The sequence below is a fragment of the Nonomuraea typhae genome, assembly GCF_009760925.1.
In the GTDB taxonomy this organism is placed as follows: Bacteria; Actinomycetota; Actinomycetes; order Streptosporangiales; family Streptosporangiaceae; genus Nonomuraea; species Nonomuraea typhae.
The window spans coordinates 153,634-175,262 of record NZ_VRLV01000023.1 but is presented as its reverse complement, the minus strand read 5'-3'; the positions used below and the strand labels follow the sequence as shown (position 1 = coordinate 175,262).

Genomic DNA, 21,629 nt, shown 5'->3' with positions numbered 1-21,629 from the left:
CCACCATGACCAGGCCCGGCGACGGCCTGGAGCGCCGCACGGAGACGGTCGGGCGGGTGATGCCGCACGTGGAGGTCAAGGTGGTGCACCCGGACAGCGGGCTGACGGTGCCGCGTGGCGAGCCGGGGGAGCTGTGCACGCGCGGCTATTCGGTCATGCTCGGCTACTGGGACGAACCGGATAAGAGTGCCGAGGCCATCGACGCGGCCGGGTGGATGCACACCGGTGACCTGGCCAGCATGGACGAGCACGGCTACGTCAGCATCGTCGGCCGGATCAAGGACATGGTCATCCGCGGCGGCGAGAACGTCTACCCGCGCGAGATCGAGGAGTTCCTCTACCGCCATCCCGACATCGCCGACGTGCAGGTGATCGGCGTCCCGGACGAGAAGTACGGCGAGGAACTCATGGCCTGGATCATCATGAAGGAGGGCGCCGACCCGCTCACGGATACGGCGCTGCGCGCGTTCTGCGCGGGCAAGCTGGCCCACTACAAGATCCCCCGCTACGTCCACGTCGTGGACGCCTTCCCGATGACGGTCACCGGCAAGATCCGCAAGGTCGAGATGCGGGAGGAGGGCGTGCGCCTGCTCGGGCCCGGCCGGTGAGCCGGTGCGGCTAGACCTGGGCGGCGCGGCAGGCGAGCTGGAGGGCCAGGCGCTGCTGCGGGTCGTTCAGATCGGCCTTCAGCAGCGTCTCGATGCGCCGGATGTTGCGGCTGACGGCGTTCCTGTGCAGGTTCACCTCTTCCGCCGCCTTGGCGGGGGAGCCGTGGTGGTCCAGATAGGCGCGCAGGATCGTGATCAGCCGTCTGGGCTGGCCGCCGGGCAGGTCCAGCAGCGGCTGCAGCAACTCCCTGACCGCCTGCTGGGCGGTGTCGGAGGAGTACCACTCCTCCAGCATCCGGTCCAGCCCGGCCAGGTCGTAGGTGGCCAGCGGCACCGTCTTGTCCCTGCGCAGTGCCGTACGGGCCTCGGAGGCGCAGGTGCGCAGCCCGAGAACCCCCTCGTGGCAGGTGGACACCCCGCACCGCACCTTGGCGCCCGCCGGGCGGACCCGCTCGAGCAGCGCCCCGGCGTCGCGGACCGCCTGCCGCAGGCCCGCACCGCCCTGGTCGCGCGGCGCCGTACGGACGACCACCAGCGCGTCGCCCGCCAGCGCGGCGTTCCACGAGGGGCCGACCAGCTCGCGCGCGGCCCTGGTGGCGCGCGAGGCGAGGGTGTCGAGTACGGCGTAGCGGTCGGGCCCCTCGTCCATCACCGGTTCGAACCGCAGGATCACGTGCCAGTCGTCGATCGGCAGGCCGAGCGCCCTGGCGCGCGGAGCCAGCTCCTGGGCCTGCTTCTCCGGGGCGACGAGCAGCTCGGTCAGCAGATGGGCGCGTGAGCGGGCGGGCAGCTCGCCGGCGGCGCCCGCGGCCGCGGCCAGCTCGGCGAGGCGGAGCACGATCGCGGTGGCGGTGGCCCGATGCCCGCCCGGGCTGCCGGCCGTGGTGAAGCCGGGGTCGACGGTGACCCCCATCGCGGCGCCGACCTCCTCGGCGATGCGTTCCGGCACGCCGCCCGCCCCGGCGATGCCCTCGACCGCCCGCGCCGCCCTGGCCAGCGAGTCGGCGGCGTCTCCCGCGAGCGCGCCCTGAACGGCCACCACCAGCCCGGCCAGGTCCCCGTGGTGTTCGCGAAAGGCCGTCTCGACCACGGCGCCGAGCGGGCCGGTGCCCGGGGTGCCCACGGCGAGGAGCTCGACGCCGACCCGCTCGGCCAGCGCCCAGGCGCTGCCGCCGACCATGGCGGGCGCGGTGAGCACCACGGCCACCGCCCCGGCCGCGGCCGCGTCACGCAACGCCACCTCGAGCCGGTATCCCGCGGCCTGCGCCGAGGCGGCCCGGGTGAGGATGAGCACCGAGCCCGCCGGCTGCCGCACCACCTCGCCCAGGCTCTCGATCAGTCGCACGCTCATTCCCCAAGTGTGCCACCAGCACATTGATCACGCAGAATGATGCTTTTAGCACACTCGCCCTTTGTCTGCGGGTTCGTAGCCTGAGCAGGTGGACATCGACACCGACACGCTCCCCGCCTTCGCGCGGGGGTGCGCCGTGCTCGGCTCCGGAGGCGGCGGGGTCGTCGCGATGGCCCGCGCCGCAGCCCTGCAGGCGCTGGAGGATCACGGCCCCGTACGCGTCGTCCAGGCGGGCGAGCTCGACCCCGACCTGCTGGTCATGCCGGCGGGTACGGCGGGCGCGTCGGCCGTCATGCTGGAACGGGTCACCGGGACCGAGGAGCCGGTGTACCTGCGCGACAAGGTCGAGGAACTGCACGGCACGCGAGTCGGCGCGCTGATGGCCAGCGAGATCGGCGGCGCCAACGGCTGCATGGCCGTCGCCTGGGCGGCGCGCCTGGGCCTGCCGCTGGTCGACGCCGACGGCATGAGCCGCGCCTTCCCCGGCATGAACCAGACGGTGATGCAACTGCGTGGCATCTCCCCGACCCCGGCCGTGGTGTGCGACGAGCGCGGCAGAACCCTCGTCATCGACCGGGTCACCGGGCGCTGGCTGGAGCGGCTGGTGCGCTCGTCGCTGGAGGCGTTCGGCGGGCAGGTGGCCAGCACCGAGTACGTCCTGCGCGGACATCAGGTCGCCACCGCCACCGCGCTCGGCTCGGTCAGCCGCGCGCTCCGCCTGGGAACCGACCTGCCCGCGCCGCTGATCACCGGCAAGATCGCCGAGGCGGACGACGCCATCCTGGTCGAAGGGCTCGGCGCCGACCAGGGCAGGCTGGTCCGCCTGGAGGCGGGCAGTGAGTTCCTGGCCGTGCTGGAGGACGGGCGGCCGCTGGCGTGCGTGCCCGACGTCATCGCCCTCATCGACACCCGGACCGGCGAGGTGGTGCAGGCCGAGCAGGTGCGCTACGGCCTGCGCGTCGGCGTGGTGCGCCTGCTGTGCGACCCGATCTGGTACACCCCCGAGGGGCTGCGCCTGGCCGGCCCCGAAGCCTTCGGCCTCACCGGTCTGCAGAGTCCCCCTCCGAGCCCGCCCGGATTCCCCTGCCGGGCGGGTAGAGGGGAGGCGTCATGAGGGCCGGGGTGGACGTCGGGCCGACCAACACCGACGCCGCTCTCCTCGACGACGACGGCCGGGTCCTGGCCACGGTGAAGGTCCCCTCGCAACCCGACATGCCCGTGGCCAACGTCAGGTCGGCGCTGGAGAGGCTGAAGCCCACCGGCCTCACCCAGGTGGCCGTGGGCCTGCGCGGCAGCGCCACCTCGGTCACCAGGCGGCGCGAGCTGCGCCGGGTCGCGGTCGTGCGCATCAGCGGTGACTCCGCGCGAGCCGTACGCCCCCTGTTCGGCTGGCCGGACGACCTGCGCACCGCGGTCAGCGCGGGCGCGGCGATCGTGGACGGCGGCGGCGGGCTGGAACGCGACGACTGGACGCCCCTGGACCGGGCCGCCGTCAGCCGCTTCGCCGCCGCCATGGCGGGCACGGCCGAGGCGTTCGCCGTCGTCGGCCTGTTCTCCCCCCTGGACCCCGAGCAGGAGCTGGAGGCGGCCGACCTGATCAGGGCCGAGGCGGGCGACCTGCCCATCGCCCTGTCGGCCGACCTGGGCTCGCTCGGCCTCCTGGAACGCGAGAACGCCACCATCCTGGACGCCGCCCTGTCCGGGTTCGCCCAGTCGGTGGCCGACGGCCTGGCCGCGCTCTGCCCGGGCGCCGCGGTGTTCGTCACCCGCGGCGACGGCACGCTGATGAGCCTGGAGCACATGTCCCGCCATCCCGGCCTCAGCCTGGGCAGCGGACCGGCCAGCGTGCTGCGCGGCGCCGGCGCGCTGACCGGCCTGGAAGACGCCGTGGTCGCCGACGTCGGCGCCCGGCGGGTCAGGGTCGGCGTGCTGGCCGGCGGCTTCCCCGAGGAGGCCGTGGGCGGCGCGCACATCGGCGGCGTCCCGGTCGGCTTCCGTATCCCCGGGCTGATCCGGGTGGCCAGGCCCGTCGACGACGCCGAACTGGCCGAGGCCGTGGATCGCCTGCAACCGGGCGCCGACAGGTTGCCGCTGGTCGTCGTGGGCGGCGGAGCCCGGGACGTCAAGCAGGGCATCCACCCCGCGCACGGGATGGCGGCCGGCGCGATCGGCGCGGCCGTCAGCCCGGTGGGCGGCCACTACGAGCGGATCGTCCGGCTCCAGGACCGCGCGGGGCTGGCCGCCGCCATGGACGCCGTCATGGAAGAGGCCAGGGCGGTCGCCGTCCTGGCCGGGGCCGACCCCCGGCAGACAGTGATCATCCACGCCGACGACACGCCGCTGGCCTACTTGCCCGGCCCCTTCGTCAAGCTCCGCGCGAGGGCGGCCGGTCCGCCGTCGCGCTGGTGAACACCCCCCCGCAGAGAGGCAACATCGATGATCGACGAGGACTACCCCCTCGAGCGGGTGCCCAAGAGCGCCCGTTACTCCTGGTTCAACGTGGCGGTGCAGCGGTTCGGCCAGCTGTCCGACCTGACGCAGTTCCTGCTCGGCGCCACCCTCGGCGCGGGGCTGTCCTTCTGGGACGCGTTCTGGGCGTTCACGCTCGGCTCGGTGATCCTCGAGGTCGTCTGCATCTTCGTCGGCATCGCCGGCATGCGCGAGGGCCTGTCGACCTCGCTGCTGGCCCGCTGGACCGGGTTCGGCCGGTACGGGTCCACGATCATCGGCGTGATCATCACCCTGAGCCTGTTCGGCTGGTTCGGCGTGCAGACGGGCGTGTTCGCCGCCGGGCTGCACGCGATCATGCCGGGGCTGCCCTTCTGGCTCTGGGCGCTGATCGCGGGGCTCGGGGTGACGCTGCTGGTCATCAAGGGATTCAAGGCGATGGGGCTGACGGCGTTCATCACCGTGCCCGCCTTCCTCGGCCTGGCGGGCTGGGCGGTGTGGGTGGAGCTCTCCCGGCACGACCTCGGGACGCTGGTGGCCTCGACGCCCTTCGGCGAGCCCATGACGATCGCGACCGGCGCCACCATCGTGGCCGGCTCCTACATCGTCGGCGCCGTCACCACGCCGGACATGACCAGGTTCAACCGCAGCACCGGCGACGTGGTCAAGCAGACGCTCGTCGGCATCTCCCTGGGCGAGTACGTGCTGGGCCTGGCGGGAGTGCTGCTGGCCTACGCGGTCAAGTCCTCGGACGTGATCGCGATCATCACCGCGTCCTCCGGCGTGATCGGCGTCATCGTGCTGATCTCCGCCACCGTGAAGATCAACAACTGGAACCTGTACTCCGGCGTCCTCGGTCTGCTCAACGCGGTCGAGTCGACCATCGGCAGCAAGCTGAACCGGGTCGCGGTCACCGTCGGCGTCGGCGTCCTGGGCAGCCTGCTGGCGGCCGCCGGCATCTTGGAACGTTTCACCGACTTCCTGCTGATCCTCGGCATCGTCACCCCGCCGGTCGCCGGGATCATGGTGGCCGAGTACTTCGTCGTCAAGCGCTGGCGAGCCGTCCTGGACGCCTCCCGCGAGCAGGGCACGCTCCCCGAGACCGAGCCCACCTGGGTCCCGGCCACGCTGGTCATCTGGACGGTGTCCGCGCTGGTCGGCTGGCTCAGCGAGCACCACCAGTGGCCCGGCATCCCGGCGCTCACCTCCCTGATCCTGGCCGGGGTGCTCTACATCGTCGCCGGGAAGCTCGGCCTCGTGCGCGGCACCCGCGAGCAGCAACTCGTCCCCACCCCATAGATCGGAAAGTTCCCCTCCCCATGCGTATCGGCATCGACGTCGGCGGCACCAACACCGACGCAGCCCTCATCGGCGACGACGGCCAGATCCTGGCCACCGTCAAGTCGCCCACGACGCAGGACGTCACCGGTGGCGTCGCCGCGGCCCTGGACGGGCTCGGCGCCACCGAGGTGTCCGCCGTGATGATCGGCACCACTCACTTCGTCAACGCGCTGGTCGAGGCGGCCCGGCTCGAGCCGGTCGCCGCCGTACGGCTCGGCCTGCCCGCCACCGCCGCGCTGCCGCCCCTGGTCGACTGGCCGGAACGGCTGCGCGCGGTCGTCGACGGCGCGACGTACCTGTGCCACGGCGGCCACGAGTACGACGGCACCCCCATCTCCGAGCTCGACCCGGACGAGCTCAGGAGGGTGGCCGCCGACATCCGCCGCCGCGGGCTGCGGTCGGTCGCGATCTCCTCGGTGTTCTCGCCGGTCAGCACCGACTTCGAGGTCAGGGCCGCCGAGATCCTGGCCGCCGAGCTCGGCCCGGACGTCCACCTGTCGGTCTCCAGCGAGATCGGCCGGGTCGGGCTGCTGGCCAGGGAGAACGCCACGATCGTGAACGCCGCCCTGAGCCGGCTGGCCGTGCGCACCGTCGAGGCGTTCGGGCAGGCGCTGCGGGTGGCGGGCATCGGCGCGCCCCTGTTCCTGTCGCAGAACGACGGCACGCTGATGGACGTCGCGTTCGCGCGCAGGTATCCGGTGCTCACGTTCGCCTCCGGGCCGACCAACTCCATGCGCGGCGCAGCGTACCTGTCGGGTCTGAGCGACTGCGCGGTGGTCGACATCGGCGGTACCACCACCGACGTCGGCATCCTGGCCGGGGGCTTCCCGCGCGAGGCCGCGGGGGAGGCGCTGGTCGGCGAGGTGCGGACCAACTTCCGCATCCCCGACGTGCTGTCCATCGGCGTCGGCGGCGGCTCGATCATCGCCCCCGACGGTACGGCGGGGCCGCGCAGCGTCGGCTACCGGCTCACCGAGCAGGCCCTGGTGTTCGGCGGGTCCACGCTGACCGCGACCGACCTGGCCGTGGCCGCCGGCCGGGCGGCGGTCGGCGACCCGGCGCGCGTGTCGGCGGTGTCCTACGCGGAAGCGCTCAAGGACATCGAGGCGCGGGTGGCCGAAGCCGTGGACCGGATGCGCACCTCGTCCGCCCCGTTGCCCGTCGTCCTGGTGGGCGGCGGCAGCATCCTCATCGACACCCTGCCCGGCTTCGCCGACGTGCGGCGGCCGGACCACTTCGAGGTGGCCAACGCCGTCGGCGCCGCCATCGCCCAGGTGGGCGGGGAGGTGGACCGCGTCTTCTCCGGGCCGCGCGAAGCCGTACTGCGGGAAGCCAAGGACGAAGCCACCACCCGCGCCGAGCGGGCGGGGGCGCGCGCCGACAGCGTGCAGATCGTGGACGTGGAAGAGCTTCCGCTCGCCTATCTGCCCGGCGACGCCACCCGCATCCGCGTGAAGGCCGTCGGCGACCTGGACCTGGAGAAGATCAATGCGTGAGATCACCGTCGACATGCTCGACGACCTGGCCCGCGGCGCCGGCATCCTCGGCACGGGGGGCGGCGGCGACCCCTACGTCGGCAAACTGCTGGCCCGCCAGGCGATCCGCGAGCACGGGCCGGTGTCCATGTACGCGATCGACGAGGTGCCCGCCGACGCCACCGTCGTGCCCATCTCCTCGATGGGCGCGCCCACGGTGATGCTGGAGAAGCTGCCCGCGGGAACCGAGGAACTGGCCGTCCTGCGCGCGCTGGAGGCGGTGATCGGCCGGCCCGCCACGCACATCGTGCCCATCGAGGTCGGCGGGATGAACTCGATGATCCCCATCGCCGCGGCGGCCCAGGCCGGGCTGCCCCTGGTCGACGGCGACGCCATGGGCCGCGCCTTCCCCGAGGCCCAAATGGTCCTGCCCACGCTCATGGGGGTGCGCAACACACCGATGGCGCTGGCCGACGACAAGGGCAACACCCTCGTCCTGGACGCCGTCTCCAACCACTGGGCGGAGAAGATCGCCAGGGCGGCGTGCGTGCGCATGGGCTGCCAGCTCGCCTCCGCCGACACCGTGCTGCGCGGGTCGCAGCTGCGCGACGGGCTCGTGCCCGCCACGCTGACCCTGGCCGAGGACCTGGGCCGCGCCGTACGGCTGGCGCGCGCCGCGCACGCCTCGCCGATCGCGGCCGCACTGGAGGTGCTGGGCGGGACGCAACTGTTCGCCGGCAAGGTCGTCGACGTCGAGCGCCGCACGACCGGGGGGTTCGCCCGCGGCGCGGCCCGCCTGGAGTCGCCGGACGGCACCCTCGAACTCAGCTTCCAGAACGAGCACCTCCTGGCCCGCCGCGACGGGACCACCGTGGCCACCACCCCCGACCTCATCTGCGTCCTGGACACCGAGTCCGGCGAGCCCGTCACCACCGAGGCGCTGCGCTACGGCCTGCGCGTCACCGTCATCGGCGCACCCTGCGACGCACGCTGGCGCACCCCCGCGGGGCTGGAGCTGGCCGGGCCGCGCTACTTCGGCTACGACTGCGACTACGAGCCGCTGGCCGTCGGCTGACCTCCTCGCCCCGCCCACACCCGTACGGAGGGAGGTAGATATAGCCCAAGGAACGAACGGGGAGGGCGGGGATGATCAACGTGATCGGCGCGGGGCTGCCGCGCACCGGGACCACGTCGTTGAAGGCGGCACTGGAGCGGCTCGGCCTGGGCCCCTGCCACCACATGCGGGAGATCGGCGCCCATCCGGAGCAGGCGACGCGGTGGCGGCAGACCATGGACGGGCCGATCGACTGGGACGCCGTGCTGCGGGGGTACCGTGCGGCCGTGGACTGGCCGAGCGCCCACTTCTGGCGCCCGCTCGCCCGGGCCTATCCGGACGCCAAGGTCATCCTCACCGTGCGCGACGACCAGCACGCCTGGTACACCAGCCTGCGCGACACCGTCTTCGCGATGCTGAACAAGCCCTCGACGGTGCCCGCCGGGCTCCAGGCCGTGGCCGTCACCATGCGTCCGCTGCTGGAGCGCATCTGGCACGAGACGTTCGGCACGACGCTGGACGAGCCGATGCCCGGCGAGCACCACGCCGCGGAGGTGTTCCGGCGGCACACGGCCGAGGTCACCGCGGCGCTGCCCGCCGGGCGCGTCCTGGTCTACGAGACCGGTCAGGGCTGGGAGCCGTTGTGCGGCTTCCTCGGCGTGCCCGTGCCGGCCGAGCCGTACCCGCACCTCAATGACCGGCAGGCCGTCCAGGCCCGCCTGCGCGGAACACCGGAGCGGTGACGGCCGGCCGGGATCAGGGCTCGCCGGTCGTCGGGACGGCCACGACGGCGTCGGCCGCCTCGCGGGTCGCGATCACCAGGCGGGCGTTGCGCTCGTCGCTGCCCAGCGTGCGCTCCCAGGCTTGTTCCTTCGTCCTGCCGAACGCCTCGTGCCGGGCGGCCAGCCGGGCGTGCCGGACGTCCTCCGGCAGGTCGGCGTACCAGATCTCATCCGCCAGCGCACGCACCGGCCGCCACTGCTCCCCGCCGAGGAGCAGATAGTTGCCCTCCGTGATCACCAGCCGCACCTCCGGCGGTACGGCTACCGCCCCCGCGATGGCGTCCTCGATCTCCCTGCGGAACTCCGGCGCCCACACGTGCTCGCCGGCCCTGATCCTGCGCAGGAGCGCGACGTATCCGGCGGCGTCGAAGGTTTCCGGAGCGCCCTTGCGCTCGGCCAGGCCGAGGCGCTCCAGAGCCGAGTGCGCCAGGTGGTAGGCGTCCATGCCCACGACCACGGACCCGTCGATCTTGTCGTGGAGCAGCCGGGCCAGGGTGGACTTGCCGGCTCCGGGCGGTCCGGTGATGCCGAGGATCCGCCGCTTCCCGGACGCGGCCAGCGTCGCGGCCCGCCGTACGGCGTCGTCGGGGCTCAATCGCAGCACGATCCGCACTGTACGGCAGGCCGTGAGCGTGGCCCCGGTGGTGAAGCTGGCCTCTTCGCCGGGTCGGTGGTGGCGTCGCTGCCGGTGATCGTGATGTTCGTGGTGATGCCGCGCCAGTTGATCGCGGGCATCGCCTTCACCGGGTCCACGAGCTGAGCGGCGAGAAGAGTAGCCGTTCGGAAACGGGGAGGCTGCCAAAAACACCATTGGGGCGATCAGTAATTCAGATCGTTTGAGAAACCCACTCCCAGGGTCTTGACTCATCTCGCGGCACGAGTAGTACTGGTCATACGTGGGTCGGCAAGGAGGGGTGCCATGCCTAATGGTTTAAGAATGTGCAACTCTGCCCATTGCAGCGGAGCGGACGCCGAAATCTACGCAATATGCACTTCCTTGGGACTCCCGGCCGGCTATCCGGTTCTCACAAAGGACGAACAAGGCCCGTGCACGTGCTCGTGCTCATGTCTGGCATTCGGCACACTGGTGCAGACCGGCGACGGACTGTTCAAGGCCATCGAAACGTTCAGCATCGGCGACGAAGTGCTGGCCGCCGGAGTCGACCTCAACTGGTCGGCCAAACCCGTGGTATTCAGCTCGGGAACGACGGTCGCCTCTCTTCAGCGATTCACCGTGCTCGTCGTTTATCAGAACACCGCCATCGCCGTCACCTCCGACCACCTCTTCCTCCTGGAGAATCGCACGCTCAAACGCGCCGACCGCCTCGCGCCGACGGACGTCCTCGTCTCCCCCCAAGGGGAGGCGGTTCCGATCACCTCGGTGCACGTGGGGGACTACTACGCCGGCTTCCATCACATCGCCACGTCGCTGGACTCGCCCGGCCAGGACCTGGACGGCCGGCTCCTCAACACCAACGGCGTGATCAGCGCGGACTACGTGGTCCAGCTTCGCGCGAGAAGCGAGGACGTCACCGCCTTCAGCGCCGCGGAAGACCTTCCGGTGATCGGCTCGCCGGAGTACACCGCGCAATACGGAGAAAGCAGCCGGCAGGCACCACAGCTTCCGCAGGGCTTCAACGAGCCGAAGGTCATCGTGGACCCCCGGGGATACAACGCTCCGGACCTGGAGCCCAACAGCTTCGTTCCCGCCGCGACCATAGCGCTGCGCGTGCCCGACGACGCCTGCAGCTTCATTTCGAAAGAAGAGGCGGCGAGAAAAGCGCAGGACCCGAAGAGGGCTTTCAGCGATCCCGCCGCCAGAGAATGGAGCGAAGCGCTCGTCCACCTGCACCGGGCCTGGTATCCCGACATCACCTACCATGTCGACTGGACCGACGAAGACGTCAACGCCTACGCATGGGTCGAAAACGGAGTAAGGCATGTCGCCCTCAAAGGCGGCCTGATCCGGCACACAAAACTGGAGACCGAGGCCATCGCCCTCGTCCTGGCCCACGAAATCGGGCACCATTACGGCGGCAATCCCACATTCCCGAGCGGCCTTTCCTGTGAAGGCCAGGCCGACTATTACGGGGTGCGGGACGCGATGCGGAGGGTCTGGTTCGGCTTTCAGTACATCACCGTAACCGATGCCGCCATCGCGCAAATGGCGAACTTCTTCAGCGTGCCGAACGTGCCGACCGCCCCGGGCGGTAGCGCCGGCTGCGGTCATCCGCCCGGCGCCTGCCGAATCGCCACGTATCACGCGGCAGTACGCCTGTCCGGCAAGCCGGCTTGCGCCGCGTAAAAGAAAAGCTGAACGGTCGCCGGGGGCCCCTGAAAGGGCTCCCGGCAACCCGGCCGTGTTCGAGGTTGAGAAAGTGAATCCCAGCCCAGAGGCGATCGCGGCACAATTGGGCCTGCCGGTGAGCCAGGTAACCGATGCCCTGCTGCTGAAGATCGCCGAAGACGAGCTCTTCCTGCATCACCTGGAGATATGCCGCACGGATGAGCGCCTCATGACCATCCTCCTGCGCGAGACAGACGCGAATGTCGCTTCTCGCCAAGGCCAGAGCACTCAGGAACTGCTGCGGCGAGCAAGCCTGGCCGTGGTTCGCTGGGCGTCCTCGGGATTTCGCAAGGTCGGCCAGGCGACCTACGACCGGCGGCTGGCCGCGTGCACGGCCTGCGAGCACCTGGTCGCACCCACGGGAAACCTCGTCCATCGGCTCACCGGAGCCCGCTCGGTGTGCAACCTGTGCGGTTGTGAAACGCGACGCAAAGCCTGGCTCCCGACCGAGGCATGCCCCATCGGGCGATGGCAGGAGGAGCGATGAGATGACTGTCCCCCTCGTGGAGCCGGTGCAGGTCTCGGACAACGGCGTGCGCAGCTTCATACCGCCCACCTTCTGCTTTGTGCTGCGCGACCACACCGGGCAGCCGGTCGACGTCGTGAGCTCCTTGCTCATCACCATGGAGGCGCGGCAACTCAGGGACTACGACGCCCTGGCCCTGCTGGAACGTTTCGGCCTCTGGTGCGTCGGAAGCGTCGACGAATACGACGCGGGACCGCAAGCCCAGACGCCCGGCAGGCGATTCTCGATCACGAAATGTCTGAACAACCCGGTGTGAACGCGTGCAGCCGCAGCCCCGCCGGACCCCAATGCGTCACTCTCAGTAGTTCTCAACTACTTAGCGTGATGCTAGCCTTCCCGCGTGAAACAGGGGGACGTGTGGTCGGCCGCTATCAGACCCGGCGCACTGGGCGCCTGGCGAAACGCTACGAGCTGGACGGCCTGGCGGTCACGATCGCCCACCTCGACGTGGGTCACGGCCGGACCCTGGAGCTGTTCCTGGCCACCGGCTGCCCGGAGGAGATCGCCGACGACGAGCGGCTGCACAACCGGGAGACGCATCTGGCCTTCGAGGCGCCCGCGGCCGGCCTGGAGGTGCTGGAAGCGCTGCGCGCCGACGGCCACCGCCCGGACGGCGGCGGCTTCAACCCCGCCGAGGGCGCCAGCGGGCGCAGCGTCTTCTACTTCCACACCGGCCGCGGCGGCGACCGCCTGGAGATCGTGGTGGCCGGTCAGGCCCGGGCGGAGCTGGAGCATCACCTGGGCGCGGGCGAGGAACGCCGCCGCATGCTCGAACTGCTCACCGGCGCCTGGACGACCCAGGCCCTGCGCACCGCCGCCGAGCTCGGCATCGCCGACCGGCTCCTCGGCCGCGACCTGGCCCTCGGCGACCTGGCCCGCGCGCTCGGCTGCCCGCCCGACCGCCTCGCCCGCCTGCTGCGCTACCTCGAACAACTCGGCGTGGTCGCCAGCGCCGACGGCCTGATCACGCTCACCCGGCTCGGCGCCACCCTCGCGCGCGGTTCCAGCTTCTCCCTGCACGGCGTCGCCCTGCTGTACGGCGGGCTGTTCTATCACAGCTTCGGCCACCTGCCCGACGCCGTCCGGACCGAGACCAGCGGCTTCGAACTGGCCTACGGCAGCGCCCCCTTCGACTACCTCGAGGCTCACACCGCTCAGGCGGAGGTCTTCCAACTGGCCATGTCCGACCAGTGCCGCGACGTCTTCGACGCCGTGACCGCCCGGCTCGACCTGACCGGCGTCACCACCGTGACCGACATCGCCGGCGGCTCCGGCGCGCTGCTGAGCCGTATCCTCGACGCCGCGCCGCACGTGCGCGGCGTGCTGTTCGACACGCCCGCGACCGTCGCCGCCGCGCAACCGGGCCTCACCGCCCGCCACGGCGGCCGCGTCACCACCGTCGGCGGCGATCTGTTCACCCGCGTGCCCGGCGGCGACCTGCTCGTGCTCTCGCGCATCCTGCACGACTGGGACGACGACGCCTGCGCCCGCATCCTGTCGCGCTGCCGCCGGGCCAGCCGCGAAGGCGCCCGCCTGGCCGTCGTCGAACGGCTCCTGCCCCACCAGCCCGGCCGGCCCGGCCTGGCCACCGCCTGGGACCTGCACATGATGGTCAACAACACCGGCGGCCGCGAACGCACCCTGGACGGCTACCGCGACCTGCTGCACGCCGCCGGGTTCACCCTCACCTCCCACACCGCCCTGCCGCTGGAGGCCCACCTGCTGGAAGCGGTCGCCCACTGATGCGCATCCTGATCGCCGGCGCCGGCATCGGCGGCCTGACAGCCGCGCTGCACCTGCACGCCGCCGGCTTCACCCCCGAACTGGCCGAGGCGAGCACGACGTGCCGGCCGCTCGGCGTCGGCATCAACCTGCTGCCCGCCGCCGTCGCCGAGCTGTCGCGACTCGGTCTCGGCGCCGACCTGGCCGCGCTCGGCGTCCCCGTCGCGCAGATGGCCCACTACGACCGGCACGGCAACCTCATCTGGCGCCAGCCACGCCCCGGCCAGTACGCGATCCACCGCGGCGAACTGCAGATGCTGCTCCTGCACGCGGTCCGCGATCGCCTCGGCGCCGACGCCATCCGCTTCGGCATGCTCGTCGAGGATTTCCGGTACGGCGAGCAAAAGGTCCGCATCACCGGCCGCGACCGCAGGTCGGGGCAGGCGGTCACCGTCGACGCCGACGCGCTCATCGGCGCCGACGGACTGCGTTCGGCCGTGCGCCGCCGCCTCCACCCCGGTGAGGGAGAACCCCTGGCCTGCGGAATCACCATGTGGCGCGGCATCAGCCCGGCCCCGCCGTACCTGAACGAGCACACCGTCGCCGTCTACGGGTGCAACGCCCACGCCAAGCTCGTCGTCTACCCGATCACCCGCCCCGGCGACGGGCTGGTCCACCTCAACTGGGTGGCCGAAGCCCGCGGCCCCGCGCCCGCGCCCGGCCGCACGCAACGCGACATCCGCGCCGGCCTCGACGCCCGCTTCGCCGGCTGGTCGCTGCCCGGCCTGGATCTCGCCGCCCTCTTCGCGGCGGCGCCCGAGGTCCTCGAACTCCCCATGACCGACCGGGACCCGCTGCCCACGTGGGGAACGGGCCCGGTCACGCTGCTGGGAGACGCGGCCCACCCCATGTACCCGATCGGCTCCAACGGCGCCTCCCAGGCGATCCTCGACGCCCGGGCACTGGCCGACGCCCTCTCCCGGGCGCCGGACCCGGTGCGGGGACTGCGCTCCTACGAGGCGACCCGGCGCCCGCAGGCCAACGCCGTCGCCGCCGCCTGCCGGGCCATGCCGGCCGACGACGTCCTCGCCCTCGTCGCCGCCCGCGCCCCCGGCGGCTTCGGCGACATCGGCCAGGTGCTGTCCCCGCGCGAACTGACCACGCTGACCACCGCCTACCACCACACCACCGGCTGAACGGCGGCCCCGGCCACCTGCCGGGGGATTTGCGCCAGGAGAGAAGGGCGGCGCCCATCCGGGCCGGGTGGGCCAGGATGGGGCGATGAGGACACTTGTTCTGGGTGGTACCAAGTTCCTGTCCAGGGAGATCGCCCGGCAGGCGCGTGACCGCGGGCACGAGGTGGTGTGCGCGGCGCGCGGGCTCGCGGGAGATCCGCCGCCGGAGGTGGAGTTCGTCCGGGTCGACCGGAGCGAGGACGGCGGGCTGGCGCCGGTGGAGGGGGCGTTCGACCTCGTCGTCGACGTCGCCAGGCAGCCGAGCCAGGTACGGCGGGCCGTCACGGAGCTCGCGGGCCGCGCCGGTCACTGGACGTTCGTGTCGTCGTGCAGTGTCTACTCCGACTTCGGCGCGGCCAACCAGGTCATGCACGAGCCGCTGGCCGCCGACGCCGACGAGAGCGACCCGGAGAACTACGGCCCGGCCAAGGTGGCCTGCGAGCAGATCGCCGGCGACGGAGCGCTCCTCGTGCGCGCCGGGCTGATCGTGGGGCCGGACGACCAGTCCGACCGGTTCACCTACTGGGTCGCCAGGCTGGCGCGCGGCGGGCGCGTGCTGGCTCCCGGTTCGCCCGACGAACTCGTCCAGCTCGTGGACGTGCGCGATCTGGCCGCCTGGACGCTCGACGCGGCAGAGGAGGGGCTGGCCGGGCCGTACGACGCGATCTCCATGCCCTTCAGCCGCGGCCGGCTGCTGGCGGAGATCGCCGAGGGCGTGGAGGTGGAGCCCGAGCTGGTCTGGGCCGGCCAGGAGTTCCTCGTGGAGCAGAAGGTGGAGCCGTGGACGGGGCCGCGGTCACTGCCGATGTGGCTGCCGTTGCCGGAGTACGCCGGCTTCATGACCCGCGACACCTCCGTCACGCTGGCCGCCGGTCTGCGCATCCGCCCGGTCGCCGGTACGGCCCGCGACACGCTGGCCTGGCAGCGCGAGTCCGGCCACACGGTCAGCCGCTCCGGCCTCACGGCGGCCGAAGAGGCGGAGCTTCTCACGATGCTCACCTGATCGTTCACCTGATCGGGCCGGATGTACGGCCCAAGGTGGTCGGAGACGGTAGCGCATTCGATTGCATGCCCGCTGCCCCCATTGACACCGAGCCAACCGCCTTTCATGCTCCACCATAACGCAATCGATTGCGGAGGAGGTGCCCATGAAACGAATGGCGCTGGCCGCAGTAACGATTCTGACGCTGGCAGCGTGTGGTCAGCCGCCGTCGGCGCAGCGCGGCGGCGGGGATCTCGTCATCGGGATCTCGCTGCCCCTCAGCGGGGACTTCGCGCAGCCGGGCGGTGAGGCCAAGCGCGGCTACGAGGTCTGGCGGGACCTGGTCAACGCCAAGGGCGGCCTGCTCGGCAGGAAGGTCCAGCTGAAGATCGTCGACGACGCGAGCAACCAGGACACCGTGGTCGCCGACTACACCAAGCTGATCACCCAGGATCGCGTCGACTTCGTGCTGGGCACGTTCTCCTCGCTGCTCAACTACCCGGCGTCGGCGGTGGCGGAGAAGAACCGGATGGTGTTCATCGAGCCCGCGGGCGGCGCGGCCAAGATGTTCAACCGGGGCTTCACGTACCTGTTCTTCGCCCAGCCCGCGGCCTCCGGCCACCAGGCGGACGTGTTCGCCGAGTGGATCACGTCGCTGCCGGAGGACCAGCGCCCGAAGACGGCCGCCTACCCCAGCCAGGACGACCCGTTCGCCAAACCGGTGATCGACTCCCTGCGCTCCCAGTTGGAGGCCCAGGGCGTCAAGACCGTCAACGCCGACGTCTATCCCGGCGACACGACCAACTTCCAGACGCTCGCCACGACCCTGAGCGCCGCCAAGCCCGACCTGATCGCCCAGGGGGCGGTCTTCGAGGACGGCGTGGGCCTGGTCAGGGCGCTCAAGCAGCTCGACTACTCGCCCAAGATGCTTTTCCAGACCTCGGCCCCCAGCAACGGCGAGCAGTACGCCAACGGCGTCGGCGCCGCCGGCACCGAGGGCGTGCTGTACACGGTGAGCTGGAACGAGAAGGCGCAGACGCCGCTGAACGCGGAGTTCGTGGCCGCCTACCGCAAGGCCCACGACAACGCCCCGCCCGCGGAGGACGCCGCCGACGCCTTCGCCGCGGCCCAGGTGCTGCAGGCGGCGACGGAGAAGGTCGGCGCGGTGGATCAGGAGAAGATCAGCGCCTGGCTGCACGCGAACACGGTCGAGACCATTCTGGGCCCGCTGAGCTGGATGCCGACCGGCGAGCCGAAGGGCTCGTTCATGCTCGCGCAGTGGCAGGGCGGCAAGGTCGAGGTGATCGCCCCGAAGAACCTGGCCACCACGGCGAACGCGATCAACCCCAAGCCCGGCTGGAAGGCGGCTCGATGACCCAGTTCGTCCAGGCGGTCGCCCTGGGCCTGCTGATCGGCGGCGTCTACGCGCTCATGGCCTCCGGCCTGACCCTGATCTTCGGCGTGATGCGCATCGTGAACATCGCCCACGGCGCGTTCCTGGTGCTGGTGGCGATGGCCACCTGGTGGTTGTGGCGGCAGACGGGCGTGGACCCGATCCTGGCGGCGGTCGTCACCACGCCGCTGATGGCGGGGCTCGGCTGGCTGATCCACCGGATTCTCGTCTCGCGCGTCAAGGACGCCTCGCCCGCGATGTCCGTGCTCCTCACGTTCGGCCTGGCGTTGATCATCGAGGGCCTGCTGACGATCGTCGCGGGCAACAGGTTCCGCTCGGCCACGCCGCCCTACTTCGAGGAGTCCTTCAGGATCGGCGCGATCGCGCTGCCGAAGGCGCAGGTGTTCGGCTTCCTGGCCGCCGTCCTCGTCCTGGCGGTGCTGTACGGCGTGCTGACCGGGACCTGGACGGGCCGGGCCATCCGGGCGGCGACGCAGAACCCGGCGGGCGCGGCGCTGGTGGGCGTGGGCGCATCGGGAACGGCGGCGCTGGCCTTCGCGCTGGGCACGGCGACGGCCGGGGTGGGCGGTTCGATCCTGTCGGTGCTGTATCCGTTCTTCCCCGCCTCCCACTACGAGTGGATCTCCAAGCTGCTCGGGATCGTGGTGCTCGGCGGGATGGGCAGCCTGCCCGGCGCGCTGGCGGGCGCGGTGGTGCTGGGACTGGCCGAGACGCTGACCGCCACGTACGGCTCGCTGAGCTGGTCGACGCTGGTGTTCTACCTGGTGATCATGGTGGTGCTGCTGTTCCGGCCGCATGGCCTGTTCGGCGCCCGGGTGCGGGAGGACGCGGCATGAGGCGGCCGGTGGTTCTCGGGTGCCTGGCGGTGCTGGCCGCCTACCCGGTGGTGAATCCGTGGCAGCCGTATCCCCAGGCCGTGCTGCTGCTGGCGTTCCTGCTGGCGATCCAGGCGACAGGGTGGAACATCATCTCGGGATATGCCGGATACGCCTCGCTGGGACATGGCATGTTCCTCGGGCTCGGCTCCTACACGGCCGGCATCCTGTCGGTAAATCTCGGGATCAACCCGCTCTGGGGGGCGCCCATCGGCGGCGTCACCGCGGTCCTGACAGCGCTGGCCATCGGGTCGGTGGTGCTCAGGGCCCGCGGGCACGCCTTCGTGATCATCACGATCGCGATGCTGCTCGCGGCGCAGATCCTGGCCACCAACGCCCGGGGTCTCACCGGAGGCTCCGACGGCCTGGCCCTCGAGCTGCCGTTCTGGAGCCGCGACTACCAGAACATCCCCTTCTACTACCTGTTTCTCGTCCTGCTGGTGGCGGCGGTGGCGTTCAGCGGCTGGCTGCGCCGTACCAAACTCGGAACGGGATTGGTGGCGATCCGCGAGGACGAGGGCAAGGCCGGCTCGATCGGGGTGAACACCACCCGCTTCAAGGTCATCGCCTATGCGGCGAGCGCGTTTTTCATCGGCGTCGCGGGCGGCGTATACGCATATTTCCTGACCTTCGTGAGTCCGACCGGCGCCTTCTCCATCCTCGGCAGCGTCACGATCGTGCTGGCGGCGCTGGTCGGCGGGCGCGGGACGCTGTACGGGCCGGTGCTGGGCGCGTTCCTGGTGCAGTTCCTGAGCGAGGCGGCCACCGTCTACGGCGGCACGCAGTCACGGGTGCTGATCTTCGGGCTGGTGCTGGTGCTGGTCGTGCTCTTCCTGCCGAAGGGGATCCTGCCGACCGCGCAGGCATGGTGGGCCAGGCGGCACCCCGAGCCGGTCGCGTACACCGAACAGCAGGTCGCGCGCGGCGTCGTCCACACGCCCGGGCCTGCGGGCGAGCCGCTGCTGGTGGTGCGCGGCCTGAGCAGGAGCTTCGGCGGCCTGACCGCGGTCGACGACGCCAGTCTGGTCGTCCGCGCGGGCACGATCACCGCGCTGATCGGCCCCAACGGCTCCGGCAAGACCACCCTGTTCAACCTGGTCACCGGCGGGCTCCAGCCGGACCGGGGGGAGATCTGGTTCGACGGCCGGCGCATCGATCGGCTGCCGCCCTGGACCCGCGGTCACCTGGGGCTCGGCCGTACCTATCAGGTGACGAGGCTGTTCAAGGAGATGACCGTCCGGGAGAACGTGGTCGCGCCACTGCCCACCGGGCGCTGGCGCACGATGTTCGCGGACGCGGTCAGCGGTCACGAGGCCGAGCGCGCGCATGACCTGCTCGACCTGGTCGGCCTGGGCAGGATGGCGCACCAGAAGGCCGGGACCCTCTCGTACGGCCAGCAGAAACTGGTCGAACTCGCCCAGGTTCTCATGCTCGACCCCAAGCTCGTCCTCCTCGACGAGCCCGCGGGAGGCGTCAACCCCGGCCTGCTCGGCCGCCTGGTCGAGGTGATCCGCGACGTGAACGCGCGCGGCGTGACGTTCCTGGTGGTCGAGCACAACATCCCGCTGGTCAGCGAGCTGTGCGACCCGGTCATCGTCTTCTCCGCCGGCGCCCCGCTGGTGGAGGGACCGCCCGGCCGCATCAGGCGGGACCCGCTGGTCCTCGACGCCTACCTGGGAGTGTGACGTGCTGATCATGAAAGGCGTCGTGGCCGGGTACGGCGGCGGCCGCGTCCTGCACGGCGTCGACCTGGAGTGCGCCAGGCAGTCCATCACCTGCGTCGTCGGCCCGAACGGCGCGGGCAAGTCCACGGTCCTGCGCGTGCTGAGCGGACTGATCTCCCCCGAGTCCGGCGAGATCACCGTGAACGGCGCCCGGCTCGGCGGGCGCAGCCCTCAGGAGATCCTGCGCCGCGGCGTGGCTCAGGTGCCGCAGTCGCAGGCGCTCTTCCCCGCCATGTCCGTGCGCGAGAACGTGCTGATGGGCGGCTATCTGATCCGCCGCAAGAGGAAGCTGCTGCGCGAGCGGCTGGAGCAGGTCGGCGCGCAGGTGCCGCTGGTGGCCGAGCGGGCCGGGGACCGCGCGGGCAACCTCAGCGGCGGCCAGCGGCGGATGGTGGAGATCGCCCGCTGCCTCATGCTCGACCCGGCCGTGCTGCTGCTCGACGAGCCGTCGCTCGGCCTCGACCCGCGCAGCCTGGCCGGCGTCGCCGGCCTCATCCGGAGCCTCAACGCCAGCGGGGTGACGGTCCTGCTCGTGGAGCAGAACGTCCGGCTGGGCCTGGGCCTGGCCACCCACGGCGTGGTGATGGAGGGCGGCCGGGTCCGCCTCACCGGAACCGCCCGGGAGATCGCCGAACACCCCGAAATCGCGGCTCTCTACCTCGGAATTCGAGCCGAGTAGACATTACGGCGGGGCATAAAAGGGCCTTCTGGTTTGGCTGCCGATCAAGCATTGTGTTGCCGCCGCGAGAATGGCAGAGTCATTCAGAGGGTGCCGTACAGCCGAAGGGCGACGATGGCGAAGACAGGCTTTCCCTGGCGAGTGGACGCCCAGCCGGATAACCGTCCGACGCTCCTTGCCGACAGAGCCGATGTCCACATTGGCGCGAAGTCGCTCAACTTCGACCCGGAAAGCGTGCCGCACGGCGGGGGCCTTCGCGAAGTGGTCAGGTTCCTGCGCGGCCGATATGACAGCTACAACCAGGCGGATTGCGCGCGCAACGGAGACCTGCGGTTCTGCTGCGTCGACATGAAACTGGGGCCCACGGAGAAGAACACGCTGCGCGACGGTTCTATTCAGCTGTTCTTCCTGAAGGAGAGCCTCTATCTGGTCGGCTGGACGATCGACAACGAACGCGACTACATAAAAGTCGGCGACGACAAGATTCCGCAACCCGGACAGGCGGTCCGGAAGAACGACGGCAAGGGATTCCCCGTCGAGCATCTCGAGGACGCCGGCCTGCAGCCATTGGGCAAAAAGGCTTTGGAGGATGCCCTGGGCGAACTCTATGACTTCTTGACGGCGGTGAAAGCGGGCCGGAAACTCGACCACACCAAATACAAGCTGCCCTTCAGCCTGGTCGTCAGGATGACCGCGGAGATGGCCAGGTTCGGCGCGTACTTCGACGACTTCCTGGGCAGGTGGTGGCCCGGTGACTGGAGCCAGTCGCGGAAAATCACCGAAGCCCTTCCGCCCTTCAGCGAAGTGATCAACCTGTGGGACAAGATCTTGAGGCAGGCGAGGGACAACACGGGCATGCCGCAATATCGCGAGGACGGCGTGCTCAAAACGCTGTCCCAGGACGACTGCAAGGCCATCGTGGGTGACGGAGTGCAACTGCGCTCCGGCGCCGGCTCTGGCGCCGGCTCCGGCGGCGGCGCCAAGAAGAAGCAGTGAGCCGTGGCAGACGACACCGTGAACCTTGGCGCGCTGCAGGCGTACCTCGTGAGCCTGGGCGACTCGCCGC

At 71.1% G+C, this 21,629-nt stretch carries 20 protein-coding genes; 18 read left to right on the top strand and 2 right to left on the bottom strand.

Annotation, left to right across the window (positions count from 1 at the left end):
• A partial coding sequence (locus tag FVE25_RS50940) for an AMP-binding enzyme (protein ID WP_157254627.1) occupies nucleotides 1–608 on the top strand: 608 nt, incomplete at its 5' end.
• A gap of 10 nt (nucleotides 609–618) precedes the next feature.
• On the opposite strand, the gene FVE25_RS50935 is transcribed toward FVE25_RS50940, so the two are convergent.
• The gene (locus tag FVE25_RS50935; RefSeq protein ID WP_157254626.1) at nucleotides 619–1,959 is read right to left on the bottom strand and encodes a PucR family transcriptional regulator; all 1,341 of its coding nucleotides are present in this window, start codon (nucleotides 1,957–1,959) and stop codon (nucleotides 619–621) included.
• A gap of 88 nt (nucleotides 1,960–2,047) precedes the next feature.
• Between FVE25_RS50935 and FVE25_RS50930 the strand changes: the two genes are divergently transcribed.
• The 6 genes from FVE25_RS50930 (at nucleotide 2,048) to FVE25_RS50905 (ending at nucleotide 9,020) form a co-directional block, all read left to right on the top strand.
• Complete coding sequence (locus FVE25_RS50930) at nucleotides 2,048–3,073, top strand: S-methyl thiohydantoin desulfurase family protein (protein WP_157254625.1); 1,026 nt, start codon at nucleotides 2,048–2,050, stop codon at nucleotides 3,071–3,073.
• Nucleotides 3,070–4,368 (top strand): hydantoinase/oxoprolinase N-terminal domain-containing protein, encoded by a 1,299-nt coding sequence (locus tag FVE25_RS50925; protein WP_157254624.1) that lies wholly within the window; start codon nucleotides 3,070–3,072, stop codon nucleotides 4,366–4,368. Before FVE25_RS50930 ends, FVE25_RS50925 begins: the two co-directional genes overlap by 4 nt.
• Nucleotides 4,369–4,395: 27 nt before the next feature.
• Nucleotides 4,396–5,706 carry a purine-cytosine permease family protein gene (locus tag FVE25_RS50920; RefSeq protein ID WP_157254623.1) on the top strand — a complete coding sequence of 437 codons (1,311 nt, stop codon included), beginning with the start codon at nucleotides 4,396–4,398 and terminating at the stop codon, nucleotides 5,704–5,706.
• Between the two features lie 20 nt (nucleotides 5,707–5,726).
• Nucleotides 5,727–7,244, top strand: a complete 1,518-nt coding sequence (locus tag FVE25_RS50915; protein WP_157254622.1) for a hydantoinase/oxoprolinase N-terminal domain-containing protein — start codon at nucleotides 5,727–5,729, stop codon at nucleotides 7,242–7,244.
• Entirely contained in the window at nucleotides 7,237–8,298 is a 1,062-nt protein-coding gene (locus FVE25_RS50910) for an S-methyl thiohydantoin desulfurase family protein (protein WP_157254621.1), read from the top strand. Before FVE25_RS50915 ends, FVE25_RS50910 begins: the two co-directional genes overlap by 8 nt.
• A gap of 71 nt (nucleotides 8,299–8,369) precedes the next feature.
• A complete protein-coding gene (locus FVE25_RS50905; RefSeq protein WP_181019976.1) occupies nucleotides 8,370–9,020 on the top strand; it encodes a sulfotransferase family protein in 651 nt (216 codons plus the stop codon).
• Between the two features lie 13 nt (nucleotides 9,021–9,033).
• Here FVE25_RS50905 and FVE25_RS50900 read toward each other — a convergent pair whose 3' ends face one another.
• Complete coding sequence (locus FVE25_RS50900) at nucleotides 9,034–9,663, bottom strand: nucleoside/nucleotide kinase family protein (RefSeq protein ID WP_246268739.1); 630 nt, start codon at nucleotides 9,661–9,663, stop codon at nucleotides 9,034–9,036.
• A gap of 483 nt (nucleotides 9,664–10,146) precedes the next feature.
• On the opposite strand from FVE25_RS50900, the gene FVE25_RS50890 reads away from it, so the two are divergent.
• The 11 genes from FVE25_RS50890 (at nucleotide 10,147) to FVE25_RS50840 (ending at nucleotide 21,559) form a co-directional block, all read left to right on the top strand.
• Nucleotides 10,147–11,364: a M48 family metalloprotease gene (locus FVE25_RS50890; RefSeq protein ID WP_157254619.1), complete on the top strand. Its 1,218-nt coding sequence runs from the start codon at nucleotides 10,147–10,149 to the stop codon at nucleotides 11,362–11,364.
• Nucleotides 11,365–11,419: 55 nt separating this feature from the next.
• Nucleotides 11,420–11,893, top strand: a complete 474-nt coding sequence (locus FVE25_RS50885) for a hypothetical protein (RefSeq protein WP_157254618.1) — start codon at nucleotides 11,420–11,422, stop codon at nucleotides 11,891–11,893.
• 1 nt (nucleotide 11,894) lies between these two features.
• Entirely contained in the window at nucleotides 11,895–12,188 is a 294-nt protein-coding gene (locus tag FVE25_RS50880) for a hypothetical protein (RefSeq protein WP_157254617.1), read from the top strand.
• A 101-nt stretch (nucleotides 12,189–12,289) separates the two neighbouring features.
• Entirely contained in the window at nucleotides 12,290–13,675 is a 1,386-nt protein-coding gene (locus FVE25_RS50875; protein WP_157254616.1) for a methyltransferase, read from the top strand.
• On the top strand, nucleotides 13,675–14,850 hold the full coding sequence (locus FVE25_RS50870; protein WP_157254615.1) for an FAD-dependent monooxygenase: 1,176 nt from the start codon (nucleotides 13,675–13,677) through the stop codon (nucleotides 14,848–14,850). Before FVE25_RS50875 ends, FVE25_RS50870 begins: the two co-directional genes overlap by 1 nt.
• Before the next feature lie 85 nt (nucleotides 14,851–14,935).
• Nucleotides 14,936–15,892 (top strand): NAD-dependent epimerase/dehydratase family protein, encoded by a 957-nt coding sequence (locus tag FVE25_RS50865; protein ID WP_157254614.1) that lies wholly within the window; start codon nucleotides 14,936–14,938, stop codon nucleotides 15,890–15,892.
• Nucleotides 15,893–16,037: 145 nt separating this feature from the next.
• Entirely contained in the window at nucleotides 16,038–17,246 is a 1,209-nt protein-coding gene (locus FVE25_RS50860; protein ID WP_157254613.1) for an amino acid ABC transporter substrate-binding protein, read from the top strand.
• Nucleotides 17,243–18,121 (top strand): branched-chain amino acid ABC transporter permease, encoded by an 879-nt coding sequence (locus FVE25_RS50855; protein ID WP_157254612.1) that lies wholly within the window; start codon nucleotides 17,243–17,245, stop codon nucleotides 18,119–18,121. The genes FVE25_RS50860 and FVE25_RS50855 overlap by 4 nt, the downstream gene beginning before the upstream one ends.
• The gene (locus FVE25_RS50850; RefSeq protein WP_157254611.1) at nucleotides 18,118–19,845 is read left to right on the top strand and encodes a branched-chain amino acid ABC transporter ATP-binding protein/permease; all 1,728 of its coding nucleotides are present in this window, start codon (nucleotides 18,118–18,120) and stop codon (nucleotides 19,843–19,845) included. The genes FVE25_RS50855 and FVE25_RS50850 overlap by 4 nt, the downstream gene beginning before the upstream one ends.
• Before the next feature lie 10 nt (nucleotides 19,846–19,855).
• On the top strand, nucleotides 19,856–20,563 hold the full coding sequence (locus FVE25_RS50845; RefSeq protein ID WP_181019977.1) for an ABC transporter ATP-binding protein: 708 nt from the start codon (nucleotides 19,856–19,858) through the stop codon (nucleotides 20,561–20,563).
• 114 nt (nucleotides 20,564–20,677) lie between these two features.
• The gene (locus FVE25_RS50840) at nucleotides 20,678–21,559 is read left to right on the top strand and encodes a hypothetical protein (RefSeq protein ID WP_157254609.1); all 882 of its coding nucleotides are present in this window, start codon (nucleotides 20,678–20,680) and stop codon (nucleotides 21,557–21,559) included.
• Nucleotides 21,560–21,629: the final 70 nt, after the last annotated feature.